Raw genomic sequence first — 12871 nt, forward strand, 5'->3', positions numbered from 1 at the left:
ATATCGGCTCGTCAGGTTCATGGGCGAAAGCCCTCAGTATTCGAGATGAAAACGGTGCGACAGGCGCTGCTGGAAGTCCTTGACGATATGCAGGCCTTCGCGCAACAGGTCGCGTTCAAGAGAAGACAATGACTGCACGACGACCAGGTTGGGATCGCTGTCAGTCTTGCCGGTACCATCGAGCCGAGCCAGTTGTTGCTTGAGACGCAATTCGGCGAATAGCGACAGGGCTTCGCCGAGATCGGCGGCAAATTCCTTTTCAAGCCGCCCTTGTGCAGCGAGAGCATCGAGACGCGCCAGAGTCGAGGTTGGTGCCGTTCGGCACTCCAGTGCCAACGTGCGTACGCCGTGCACGATGGGAAAGATGCCGCCTTTCTTGATATCGATGCCGTGAGCCGGACGTTTCAGCGTGCCGAACAGGGTCAGCGGCGTGGCAAAGCGCAGGGCAATCTTGGCGAAATACGAAAGGAATATCTCGTCATGCGAGCAGCTGTCGAACAGGTGCTGGCGAATGCCGTCCAGAAGCTGACCGTTACCGGCCACGGCATGGGCATCGAGCATGATCGCCAGGTTCATCAGTGAGTCACCGTCCCGGCGCGAGGCCCAGCGCGAAATGGTGCGTCGCCACCCCGATTCGCTGTTCACCCATTCGGGGTTGGAAACCATGATGTTGCCGGGGCACGGCGGGTACCCCAACATATAGAGCGTCTCGGTCAAGCGCTGCATGTCATCGCCGCACGTCGGCCAGTCAACGCCGTCCTGAAGGATCAGGGCATTGTCCTGGTCGGTCTTGAGGATCTGCTCGCCACGCCCCTCGCTGCCCATGACGACAAAGCAACTCTGCGACTGCTGCTGCGACGGCACCAGGAACTGAAAGGCCTTGCTGATGATGCGACCATTGAGGGCCGCCAGCAGGTCCATGGCGAAATTCAATTTCACCCCTTGAGACATCAGCGCCCTGACCAGCTCGGGCAAGCGTGCGCTGGCCCTGGCCAAGGCCTCGAGATCGTTTGCCTGCTCGACTTCCAGGCTCACGACATAGGACCGGCTGGAGAAATAGCTCAGCACGTCGGTCAACTCGACTACCCCAATGGCCTGGTCGCCCTCCATCACCACTACCCGCGCCACGTCGTGCCGGGTCATGCTGACCAACGCCTGGAAAAGGTAGTCGTCGGGGCTGGCCGTGACCAGGGTGAAGTGGGCAATGCCCAGCACCGGGCTTGCTCGCTCGTGCCCCTGAAGAATCAAGGCATTGAGCAAATCGGTCTTGGTCACGATGCCCACCTGCCCCACCGCCTGCACCAGCAGGCTATCAGCGTGCTGGTCGTTGAGCATGGCAACCGCTTCAGCCACGGTGGTGGCTTCATTGGCAAGGCAGGGGGCGCGCATGCATTCGGCCACGCGCGCCAGCATGAAGCCGGCCATGGACACCCCGTCAGACGCCCTGCGCTCGACGAGAAGGCGCGCCTTGTTGGCCAGACTCTCGCGGAAAAAGTCCCCGAAGGTCGGATAGGCGTCGCACAGCTGCTCGAAAATGACCTTGGGCAGTAGATAGCAGAGCGTTTCCTGCTCGGTCTTGAAGCGATAGCGGCTCTTGCCGTTGAGAATGCTGATGGCCCCGAACACGTCGCCGGCCGTGTAATGGCCGATTCGAGCCCGAGCATCGGGCAATGTTGTATCCAGTTCCGCGACTTCCCCCTTGTGAATGATGTACATGTACTCGCCGGACTGTCCGGCATCCAGAATGACCTCCCCGGTATCGAAGTAGGCCATGTCCACACCATTCGTCACCCGTGACTTGCCTGCCTCGTCGAGCAGCGAGAAGGGTGCTTGTGAAAGATCGATGTCGACCATCATATGGCCCTCGTCATGACGGCTTCATCCCGCTGACAATCATGAGCAGGCGAGCCATTAATCTTGCCGCGCTGGCCTTCATCGATACGGAGGTTGCTTCGAAACGCAACGTGAAAGCTCGGACTTCCTTGTCGACCTGATACTTTAGTCAAGGCCTCGATCGACCAAAGACAAGAGCATCGGCGTTGGAGTGACATCGCAGGACTCTTGCCTGTCATTTTTAATAACCAAGCTAGGATACCAGCCCCGCTTCTTTCAATTGAACATAGACCAATGTTCTAGGGCGTGTGTCATTAGACCATTGTCCTACCCTTGAATGCCTATACCATCGTCCTATCCCAAACCTCACCTTTCTTACAACGAAGCCATTGAAAAATACAAGCCAATGATTTAAAACACAAAATCAAATAACCGACTACATTACCTTTCTTTCATAAGACCAAAGTATGGGATTTAATTTTTTCCGGTTGTTGACCAATATTGCCTACGAGCCATATAAGGCAACACCACGTGATAAACCGAAACGAAATGGATAACTCATGCGGTGTTACAGCGACTTTAGTCGCGATTTAAAAATGCAGGCAGGGAGACTTTTTCAGCCAGACTTGTCACCAAAATGACGCCGACCTGGCACACAATGGTTCGATAAAAATAGCTGGACCGAAGACAGGTAACCTGCACGACATGCTACCTCTTTCGAGCAATACCTTCTTATAAACAAGCGGAGCAATATCATGGCAGAAGACAAATCCAATGCCGAAGCTTACTGGAAGGCCAATGTACGTCTGATAACCGGATGCCTGATTGTCTGGGCACTGGTGTCATACGGCTTTGCCATCCTGCTGCGTCCATTGCTGTCGGGCATCCCCGTTGGCGGTACCGACCTGGGATTCTGGTTCGCACAGCAAGGCTCCATCCTGACCTTCATTGGCCTGATCTTCTTCTATGCCTGGAAGATGAACCGGCTGGACAAGCAATTCGGGCTCGGGGAGTAAGCCAGCATGAGTCAATTCGCGATTAACGTTCTCTTCGTCGGCGCTTCCTTTGCCCTGTATATCGGCATTGCCATCTGGGCCAAGGCCGGCTCGACCAAGGACTTCTATGTTGCCGGCGGTGGGGTCCACCCCGTCACCAACGGCATGGCCATCGGGGCCGACTGGATGTCCGCGGCCTCGTTCATTTCCATGGCGGGTCTGATCGCCGCAGGCGGCTACGCCAACTCCACCTTTCTGATGGGCTGGACAGGCGGCTATGTCCTGCTGGCCATGCTGCTGGCTCCCTACCTGCGCAAGTTCGGCAAGTTCACGGTGCCGGAGTTCATCGGTGACCGCTTCTACAGCAAAACGGCACGCATGGTGGCCGTCGTCTGCCTGATCGTGGCGTCCGTGACCTACGTCATCGGCCAGATGGCCGGTGCTGGCGTGGCCTTCTCGCGCTTCCTGGAAGTCGATGCGACCACCGGCCTGATCATTGCCGCCGTGGTGGTGTTCTTCTACTCGGTACTGGGCGGCATGAAAGGCATTACCTATACCCAGGTCGCCCAGTACATCGTGCTGATCATTGCCTATACCATTCCCGCCATCTTCATCTCACTCGAGCTGACCGGCAACCCGCTGCCGGCACTGGGCCTGTTCTCCGACCATAGCGCGTCTGGCGAGCCACTGCTGGCCAAGCTCAATGAAGTCGTCACCGCGCTGGGCTTCAATGCCTACACGGCAATGGTGGACAATCAGCTCAACATGGTGCTGTTCACCCTGTCGCTGATGATCGGTACCGCCGGCCTGCCGCACGTCATCATGCGCTTCTTCACCGTCCCCAAGGTCGCCGACGCACGTTGGTCTGCCGGTTGGGCGCTGGTGTTCATCGGCCTGCTCTACCTGACGGCCCCGGCCGTGGCTTCCATGGCACGCTTGAACCTGATGACCACCATCTATCCGGACATGGCGGGTCAGGTCGAGAACTACGAGGAAGCTGCCACCAACCCCATCGCCTACGAAAACCGTCCCGAATGGATCCGTACCTGGGAAGAAACCGGCCTGATCACCTTCGAGGACAAGAACAACGACGGCAACATCCAGTTCTTCAATCCATCTGCCGACTTTGCCGAACGCGGCTGGCAGGGTAACGAGTTGGAGGTCAACAATGACATTCTGGTGCTGGCCAACCCGGAAATTGCCAACCTGCCCGGCTGGGTCATCGGCCTGATTGCCGCGGGCGGCTTGGCTGCGGCCCTGTCCACGGCGGCCGGCCTGCTGCTAGCGATCTCCTCGGCCATCAGTCATGACCTGATCAAGGGGGCGATCAACCCCGGGATCTCCGAAAAAGGCGAACTCTTGGCCGCGCGGATATCGATGTCCGTCGCCATCGTCGTGGCCACCTATCTCGGTGCCAACCCGCCCGGGTTCGCGGCCCAGGTCGTGGCACTGGCCTTCGGTATCGCCGCCGCGTCGCTGTTCCCGGTACTGATGATGGGGATCTTCTCCAAGAAGGTGAACAACAAGGGGGCCATCAGCGGCATGCTCGCCGGCCTGATCTTCACCCTTGTCTACATCTTCGTCTACAAGGGCTGGTTCTTCATTCCGGGCACCAACAACCTGCCGGATACCCCGGACAACTGGGTCCTGGGCATTTCTCCGCTCTCCATCGGTGCGGTGGGCGCCATGATCAACTTCGCTGTGGCCTTCACCGTCTCCAAGGCGAGCGAAGCACCGCCGCAGGAAATCCAGGATCTGGTGGAAAGCGTGCGTTATCCCAAGGGTGCTGGTGGTGCCATCGACCACTAAGCCATAATAGCCTGCGGCCCGGCGGGTCCGGGTCACGGGACACACCTATCGGGCTTCCCTACGGGAAGCCCGATGTCGTTAGAAGGGTTGAATATGCTTTGGCAATTGGTTGCGGCAGTGTTTGCCGGCCTCGGGGCCGCTGGGGTCGGCTTGATCCTGCGCCAGCTCAGTGGCAAGCGCCTACCCCGCTGGATCGTTCCGGCACTGGGCGGCCTGGGGATGATCGGCTATCAGATTCATTACGAGTATGCATGGTTCGACTACAAGCAAGCGCAGTTGCCGGCCTCGGCCGAAGTGGTATCCACTGAGACCGACCGGATGTTCTGGCGCCCCTGGACCTATATCGTGCCACTGACCACCGGCTTCACCGTCCTCGACCAGAGCAATCTCGTCACGCAGGAAGCCGGTGAAGACCGCCTGGTCGAGTTCATCCTGTACCGCTTCGAGCGCCAGCATACCGACATGGTCTCTCATCAGACCTATCTACTGAATTGCGACGCTCGGGAAATGGTGCCGCTCTCGGGGGACAACCGTGAGCCCCGTTATGCGGAGTTGCGCCACGTCGAAGGCTCGACGCCATTGTTTCAGGCAGTCTGCCCCAACGCGTGATCATCGCTGATGGGCGAGGTGTGGCTGCCCTCGCTCTTCGCATTCCCCTAGAATGGCGGCAGACCAAGGGGGAACGCTCATGTTTGCTGGCTGGCTGCTGATTGCCGTCTCGCTGTGTTACATCGCCATTCTGTTCTTCATCGCCTGGCGCGGCGATCGGCGTGCCAAGCTGCACGGCGCCGTGCAGCGTCGGCCGGTAATCTACAGCCTGGCCCTGGCGATCTACTGCACCTCGTGGACGTTCTACGGTGCGGTGGGCCAGGCAGCGACCTCGGGCTGGTCGTTCGCTAGTATCTTCGTCGGCCCGCTGCTGACCTTTCTGCTCTTCTGGCCGATCCTGGCCAAGATGATCCGTGTCGCCAAGCGCCAGAACGTGACATCGATCGCCGACTTCATTGCCTCGCGCTACGGCAAGACCCAGTCGCTGGCGGCGTTCGCCAGCATGGTGGCGTTGATCGGCACCCTGCCCTACATCGCCCTGCAGTTGAAGGCCGTCTCGGCCGCCTTCATGGTGCTGACGGCCTCCTCCGACATGACCCGCGCACCGCTGTTCGCCGATACCGCGTTCTACGTTGCCGCGGTCATGGCCGTGTTCGCCATTCTGTTCGGTACCCGGCACACCGATGCGACCGAGCACCATGAAGGCCTGGTGCACGCCATCGCCTTCGAATCGCTGGTCAAGCTGGTGGTGTTCGTGATCCTGGGGGCCTACGTCACCTGGGGCATGTTCAATGGCCTGGGCGACCTGCTGGGACGCGCCGACAACTATCTCGAACTGCAGCGCCAGCTGGCGGAGCAGGATTTCGGCCAGAGCTTCTGGGCGCAGACGTTGCTGGCGATGCTGGCCGTCTTCTGCCTGCCGCGCCAGTTCCATGTCACGGTGGTCGAGAACACCCACCCCGACGATGCCGCCCGGGCGCGCTGGCTGTTCCCGCTCTACCTGGTGGTGTTTGGCTTCTTCGTGTTGCCCATCGCCGCTGCCGGACTGACCCTGTTCCCGCATGGCAGCGTGGAGCCGGACACCTTCGTGCTGGCCCTGCCCATGGCTGCCGGCAACGACCTGTTGACCCTGCTGACCTTCATCGGTGGGTTTTCCGCTGCCACCGGCATGGTGATCGTCGCGGCTGTCGCGGTATCGATCATGATCTCCAACGAGATCGTCATCCCGCTGCTGTTCCGCATGCGCTGGTTCGACACCAAGGCACGCGACTATGGCCGCCTGGTGCTGCGTGCACGGCGCGTGACGATCGTAGTGATCCTGGCCCTGGCCTACGGCTTCTACAAACTGACCGCCGAGTTCAGTTCGCTGGCCTCCACCGGCATGCTGTCGTTCGCCGCCGCCGCCCAGTTCGCACCCGCCCTGCTGGGCGGACTGTACTGGAAGCGCGGCAACCGTCTCGGTGTCATCGCCGGCATGAATGTGGGTTTCGCGATATGGGCGTATGCCCTGCTGCTGCCGACCCTGGCCAAGGCCGGCGTGGTCTCGGGCGAGTGGATGGCCGGCGGCCCGTTCGGCATCGCCTGGCTGGCACCGACCAACCTGTTCGGCCTGCACTTCGGCGACCCCTTTACTCACGGGGTGATGCTGTCGCTGGGCCTTAATCTGTTCTGCTACATCTTCGTCTCGCAGGTCACACCGCAGCGCGTGGTCGAGCGCATTCAGGCATCGCTGTTCGTCGATAGCGTCGAGACCCGCCAGACCTCGGTCAACCGGCCATGGACCGGTGCCACCACGGTGGGCGACCTCAAGGTGCTGTGCGAGCGCTTCCTCGGCGCCGGCCAGGTGCAGCGCGCCTTCGACGACTATGCCCGGCGCAGCGGCCAACCCTTGGAGTACAACACCCGCGCCTCGATCGACGTCATCCAGTTCACCGAGCGTTTTCTGGCCTCGGTGCTGGGCGCCTCGTCGGCGCGCATCGTCGTCAACTCGGCGCTGCAGGGCCGCGGCATCGGCATTTCCGATGTCATTTCGATCGTCGACGAGGCCTCGCAGGTGCTCGAGTTCAACCGCGCCCTGCTGCAGGCAACCATCGAGAACATCAACCAGGGCATCAGTGTGGTCGACCAGAACCTGCGCCTGGTGGTGTGGAACCAGCGCTATCTCGAACTGTTCCGTTTCCCCGATCACCTGATCCGGGTCGGCGCGCCGATGGACAAGATCTTTCGCTACAACGCTCACAATGGCGAGTACGGTCCAGGCGACCCCGAGGAGCACGTCGATCTGCTGGTCGAAAACATTCGCCAGGGCCAGCCGCACCGCTACGTCCGCTATCGTCAGGATGGCACCGTGCTCGAGGTCCAGGGCAATCCCATGCCCGGCGGCGGCTTCGTCTACACCTACCAGGACATCACCCAGCAGAAGCGCACCGAGGAAGCGCTGATCCGCTCGGAAAACAACATCCGCATCTACACCGACAATGTGCCGGCGCTGATCGCCTACTTCGACAAGGACTGCCGATACCTTTTCACCAACCGTGCCTACGAGCAGGTCTTTAATATCGACCGCAACGAAGTGATCGGCGAGCGTGTGGAAAGCGTGATGTCACCGTCCATCGCCCGGGACCGCGCTCCCTGGATGCGTCTGGCCCTGAGCGGCGAACGGGTCAGCTTCGAGATCTCGCTCGATGATGGCGACGGCGGTACGCGTTACATGCTGGTCACCTACACGCCGCACTTCGGTGATGGCGGCACCATCCTCGGGTTCTTCGCGCTCTATCAGGATATTACCGAACGCCGCCTGGCCGAGATCGCCCTCAAGGAAACCAACGAAAACCTCGAGGAGCGCGTTCGCGAGCGCACCCAGGCCCTGTCGGAAGCCAACGCCGCCCTGCGCCAGGAAAACCGCGTACGCGCCGAGGCCGAGCAGGCCCTGCGCCAGGCCAAGCAGGTCGCGGAAGACGCTAACACCTCCAAGACCCGCTTCCTGGCCGCGGCCAGCCACGACCTGCTGCAACCACTCAATGCGGCGCGGCTGTTCACCTCGGCGCTGTCGCAGCAGGTCGATGCCGAGGATCTCAAACGCACCATCGGGCATATCGACAACTCGCTGCAGGCCGCCGAGGAGTTGCTCGGCACCCTGCTCGATATTTCCAAGCTGGATGCGGGCGCCCTGACCCCGCGCCGCAGCCACTTCGCCCTGGGCGACATCTTCCGCCCGCTGCGTGCAGAGTTCGAGGTGATGGCCGAAGAGCGCGGACTCGACCTGACCGTGGTCGGCACCAAGGCATGGGTAGATAGCGACACCCAGATGCTGCGCCGCATCATCCAGAACTTCCTGTCCAACGCCTTGCGTTACACCCAGCATGGGCGCGTGCTGCTGGGCTGTCGACGGCGCGGCGAGCGGTTGTCCATCGAAGTGTGGGATACCGGCCCGGGGATTCCCGAGTCCAAGCTGACCGAGATCTTCCAGGAATTCCGCCGCCTGGATCAGGCCTCGCGTCACAAGGAGAGCGAGAAAGGCCTGGGCCTGGGCCTGTCGATCGCCGACCGCATGAGCCGGGTTCTCGATCACCCGATCAAGGTGCGTTCCTGGGAGGGGGTCGGTACGGTATTTTCGGTATCGGTGCCGGTGGTGGCGGCACGCGCCAGCGACAAGACAGCAGAGGATGTGCCGGCGCGACGCGCCGGCAACAAGCTGGCCGGCTCTCGCGTGATCTGCATCGACAACGAGACGCTGATTCTCGAGGGCATGAAGGCCATGCTCACCGGCTGGGGCTGCGAAGTATTCACCGCCACGTCGATTGGCGGTGCCAAGTCGATCCTGCGTCACCTCGACACGGACCCTGATGCCATTCTCGCCGACTATCACCTCGACAACGAGGTGACCGGTCTGATGGCGCTGGAAGCCCTGGCCGAACGCTGTCACGGCCCGGTACCCGGCATCGTGATCACCGCCGATCGCACCGACGAGGTCGCCGAGGAGATCAAGCGCGCCGGTTACCAGTTGCTGCTCAAGCCGGTACGTCCGGCGGCCCTGCGCGCCCTGCTGACCCGCACCCTGCAGGCCAACCGCGCTGCCCGCCAGACGTCCTGACCTGCGTCTCGCTCCGTGCCGGCCGTAACGCGGAGCGAGCCACCAGACACCCACGTCACGCATAATCTGCACAATCATTTGCACGCTGATTATCGCTCTCGGGGGTTACGTGTTACTTTTTACATTTTGGTGAGTGACAGAGCCCCTGAATGAATTCAATGCCCAAGCACGAACACTTCAAGCGGGTTCGGCAGGACCACCAGACCGAGTTGGTGGAAGACTATGTGGAAGAAATCGCGCATCTTCACTCCACCATGGGCGAGGCCCGCGCCAGTGATCTCGCCGAACGCTTCGGGGTCAGCACGGCGGCCGTCTCCAAGGTCATTACGCGGCTGAAACGCGATGGCCTGGTGATTGCCCGTCCCTACCGGGGCATTTTCCTGACCGAATCCGGCGAGACCCTGGCCAAGCGCGTGGCGATCCGCCATGCCATCGTGCTCGATACCCTGCGCAGGCTGGGGGTGCCGGAAGAGATCGCACGCGCCGACTCCGAAGGTATCGAGCATCACTGCAGCGAAGAGACGGTCGTCGCCATGCGGCGTTTTCTGGGCAGGCCGGATACATAAAAGCTCATCCAGGCCAGGTCAGAATACAAGAGGCCCACCACGAAGGCGGGCCTGGCAGGATACTTCTTACAACCTGATGTTAGCGCAGCGAGCCTGATCAGCTCTCGACCTTGGGCGGCTCAACCTCGAGTTTCTGGGCAGCGATGACCGCCTGGGTACGCGAATGCACGCCCAGCTTGCGCAGTATGGCCGTCACGTGGGCCTTGATGGTGGCTTCAGAGACGTTGAGCTCGAAGGCAATCTGCTTGTTGAGCAGCCCCTCGGTAAGCATGTTGAGCACGCGGAACTGCTGGGGTGTCAGCGAGGCGATAGCCTCGGCGAAGCGCGCCTCTTCCTCGTTGAAATCCTCGAGCAACTCGGCCATTTCTTCGGGCAGCCAGACCTCACCATCGAGGATTTCCCCGACCGCCTCGGCGATCACGTTGAGCGATGCCGACTTGGGAATGAAGCCGGACGCGCCATAATCGATCGCCCGGCGAACCACATGGGGCTCGTCGCTTCCCGACACGACGGCCACCGGGATATCCGGTGTCTGTCCGCGCAACTGAATAAGGCCGGAGAAACCGTGGGCACCGGGCATATGCAAATCGAGCAGGATTAGATCGGCATCGGGGTGACGGGTCACCACCTCGGTCGTGGCATCCATGGTGTCGGCTTCGACGATCTCGGCCTGCGGTGCCACCTGGCGAAGCGCTTGAGTCAGCGCGGCGCGAAACAGCGGGTGATCGTCAGCGACGATGAATTTCTGGGCAAAAGCCATTGAGTCTCCTCCGGATCCTCCTGCAGCGAATGTTCGCACCGTTGCGGCGGTACTGGACACGATCCGCTTTTTCCTTCCGCATGTTACCCCATGCCTTACAGGATTCCCAAGGTTGGAATATCAGGATCATAAAAAACCATGAAAAAACCGGCCCCTTGAGCCGGTATGAAGATCAGGCCACCATGTAAGTTGGAGTAAATTCCCCATCGTCAGGGAGCGGGCAGCTCCGGATGGAAGGCGGCCTGACGGGTATTGCTGCGATCAGCGGTTGGCGCGATTGGCAATCAAATCCTCGACGACGCTCGGATCGGCCAGGGTGCTGGTATCACCAAGCCCTTCGGTCTCATTGGCGGCGATCTTGCGCAGGATGCGGCGCATGATCTTGCCGGAACGGGTCTTGGGCAGGCTCGGCGCCCACTGGATGACATCCGGCGAAGCGATCGGACCGATATCCTTGCGCACCCACTGGACCAGTTCTTTCTTGAGTTCGTCGCTGGGCTCGTAGTCATCGGCCAGGGTGACGTAGATGTAGATGCCCTGCCCCTTGATATCGTGCGGATAGCCGACCACGGCCGCCTCGGCCACGGCCTGGTGGGCCACCAGCGAAGACTCGATCTCGGCAGTGCCCATGCGGTGACCCGAGACGTTGATGACATCGTCGACACGCCCGGTGATCCAGTAGTAGCCATCCTCGTCGCGACGGCAGCCGTCACCGGTGAAATACATGCCCTTGTAGGTCGAGAAGTAGGTCTGGATGAAGCGCTCGTGGTTGTTCCAGATCGAGCGGGCCTGGCCCGGCCAGGAATCGAGAATCACCAGATTGCCGTCGGTAGCCCCTTCGAGGATGTTGCCCTCGTTGTCGACCAGGGCCGGCATCACGCCGAAGAACGGCAGCGTGGCGGAGCCCGGCTTGAGGTCGGTCGCACCCGGCAACGGCGCAATCATGATGCCGCCAGTCTCGGTCTGCCACCAGGTATCGACGATCGGACAGCGGGAGTTGCCGATCACGCGGTAGAACCACTCCCACGCTTCCGGGTTGATCGGCTCGCCCACCGAGCCGAGCAGGCGCAGGCTGTCGCGCTTGCTGGAATCCATGACGTTGTCGCCATGCGCCATCAGGGCACGGACCGCCGTCGGCGACGTGTACAGGATCGACACGTTGTGCTTGTCGATGACTTCGCCCAGGCGACCATGGGACGGATAGCTGGGCACACCCTCGAACATCAGGGTGGTGGCGCCGTTGGCCAGCGGACCGTAGACGATGTAGCTGTGGCCGGTGACCCAACCGACATCGGCGCTGCACCAGTAGACCTCGCCATCCTGATAGTCGAAGACATACTGATGGGTCATCGAGGCATGCAGCAGGTAGCCGCCCGTAGTGTGCTTGAGCCCCTTGGGTGCCCCGGTGGAACCTGAAGTGTAGAGGATGAACAACGGATCTTCGGCGTTCATGGTCTCTGCGGCGCAGTCAGTGGCCTGCTTCTCGACAACTTCGTGGTACCAGACGTCGCGATCGTCGTTCCAGTCGATGTCTCCCCCGGTGCGTTTGACCACCAGCACGTTGTCGACCACATCGGTGCCCTTGCGGGTCAGCGCCGCATCGACATTATCCTTGAGCGGCACGTGCTTGCCGCCACGCACCGATTCGTCGGCAGTGATCACCAGCTTTGATTGGGCATCGACGACACGCTGAGCCAGGGCATCCGGAGAGAAGCCGCCGAACACTACGGAGTGGATGGCGCCGATGCGAGCACAGGCCAGCATTGCCATGGCCGCCTCGGGAATCATCGGCATATAGAGCGTCACCACATCGCCCTTGCCGACGCCGAGCGCCTTTAGCGAATTGGCCAACTGGCAGGTCTGGGCATGCAGCTCACGGTAGGTCAGGGTCTTGCTCTGGTTGGGATCGTCGCCCTCCCAGATGATCGCCGGCTGGTCGCCGCGCGTCTCCAGATGACGATCCAGGCAGTTGACACTGGCGTTGATCTGGCCATCTTCGAACCAGCGGATGTCGACATTGTGAGTGTCGAATACAGTGTGCTTGATCTTGGTGGGCACCTTGACCCAGTCGAGGCGCTTGGCCTGTTCGGCCCAGAACTGCTCTGGGTCCTCCACCGACTGGCGGTACATGGCCTGATACTTTTCCTTGTCCGCCCAGGCGTTGGCGGCGATTTCCTCACGCACTGGATAGACTTTCTGCTGTTCGGTCATACCTGAGCCCCTGTACCTAGAAAACATGCGTCTGCCGGCCGCAAGACGTGCCGAC

Annotated in this window: 8 protein-coding genes; 5 read left to right on the forward strand and 3 right to left on the reverse strand. The window is 61.1% G+C overall.

From position 1 onward, the window contains the following. Positions 1-33: 33 nt before the first annotated feature. Entirely contained in the window at positions 34-1854 is a 1821-nt protein-coding gene (locus tag BM194_RS14710) for a DUF294 nucleotidyltransferase-like domain-containing protein (protein ID WP_092848352.1), read from the reverse strand. 734 nt (positions 1855-2588) lie between these two features. Here BM194_RS14710 and BM194_RS14715 point away from each other — a divergent pair. The 5 genes from BM194_RS14715 to mntR all read left to right on the forward strand — a co-directional run bounded on the left by BM194_RS14715 (position 2589) and on the right by mntR (position 9845). After that, positions 2589-2849 carry a DUF4212 domain-containing protein gene (locus BM194_RS14715; RefSeq protein ID WP_092848204.1) on the forward strand — a complete coding sequence of 87 codons (261 nt, stop codon included), beginning with the start codon at positions 2589-2591 and terminating at the stop codon, positions 2847-2849. Between the two features lie 6 nt (positions 2850-2855). Continuing rightward, positions 2856-4637: a sodium:solute symporter family protein gene (locus BM194_RS14720; protein WP_092848207.1), complete on the forward strand. Its 1782-nt coding sequence runs from the start codon at positions 2856-2858 to the stop codon at positions 4635-4637. A gap of 93 nt (positions 4638-4730) precedes the next feature. Beyond that, the gene (locus tag BM194_RS14725; RefSeq protein ID WP_092848354.1) at positions 4731-5246 is read left to right on the forward strand and encodes a hypothetical protein; all 516 of its coding nucleotides are present in this window, start codon (positions 4731-4733) and stop codon (positions 5244-5246) included. A gap of 79 nt (positions 5247-5325) precedes the next feature. Further along, on the forward strand, positions 5326-9279 hold the full coding sequence (locus tag BM194_RS14730; protein ID WP_092848210.1) for a hybrid sensor histidine kinase/response regulator: 3954 nt from the start codon (positions 5326-5328) through the stop codon (positions 9277-9279). Positions 9280-9428: 149 nt separating this feature from the next. Continuing rightward, on the forward strand, positions 9429-9845 hold the full coding sequence (gene mntR, locus BM194_RS14735) for a manganese-binding transcriptional regulator MntR (protein WP_092848213.1): 417 nt from the start codon (positions 9429-9431) through the stop codon (positions 9843-9845). Positions 9846-9942: 97 nt separating this feature from the next. Here mntR and BM194_RS14740 read toward each other — a convergent pair whose 3' ends face one another. Continuing rightward, entirely contained in the window at positions 9943-10605 is a 663-nt protein-coding gene (locus BM194_RS14740; protein WP_092848217.1) for a response regulator, read from the reverse strand. 261 nt (positions 10606-10866) lie between these two features. Beyond that, positions 10867-12816 carry an acetate--CoA ligase gene (gene acs / locus BM194_RS14745; protein ID WP_092848220.1) on the reverse strand — a complete coding sequence of 650 codons (1950 nt, stop codon included), beginning with the start codon at positions 12814-12816 and terminating at the stop codon, positions 10867-10869. Between the last annotated feature and the right edge of the window lie 55 nt (positions 12817-12871).

This window comes from Modicisalibacter xianhensis (assembly GCF_900113605.1).
GTDB lineage: Bacteria > Pseudomonadota > Gammaproteobacteria > Pseudomonadales > Halomonadaceae > Modicisalibacter > Modicisalibacter xianhensis.

Excerpts from the sequence above, each read along its gene's own strand:
- BM194_RS14710 (WP_092848352.1), bottom strand. The coding sequence starts at position 1,854 with ATGGTCGACATCGATCTTTCACAAGCACCCTTCTCGCTGCTCGACGAG.
- BM194_RS14715 (WP_092848204.1), top strand. The coding sequence starts at position 2,589 with ATGGCAGAAGACAAATCCAATGCCGAAGCTTACTGGAAGGCCAATGTA.
- BM194_RS14720 (WP_092848207.1), top strand. The coding sequence starts at position 2,856 with ATGAGTCAATTCGCGATTAACGTTCTCTTCGTCGGCGCTTCCTTTGCC.
- BM194_RS14725 (WP_092848354.1), top strand. The coding sequence starts at position 4,731 with ATGCTTTGGCAATTGGTTGCGGCAGTGTTTGCCGGCCTCGGGGCCGCT.
- BM194_RS14730 (WP_092848210.1), top strand. The coding sequence starts at position 5,326 with ATGTTTGCTGGCTGGCTGCTGATTGCCGTCTCGCTGTGTTACATCGCC.
- mntR (WP_092848213.1), top strand. The coding sequence starts at position 9,429 with ATGAATTCAATGCCCAAGCACGAACACTTCAAGCGGGTTCGGCAGGAC.
- BM194_RS14740 (WP_092848217.1), bottom strand. The coding sequence starts at position 10,605 with ATGGCTTTTGCCCAGAAATTCATCGTCGCTGACGATCACCCGCTGTTT.
- acs (WP_092848220.1), bottom strand. The coding sequence starts at position 12,816 with ATGACCGAACAGCAGAAAGTCTATCCAGTGCGTGAGGAAATCGCCGCC.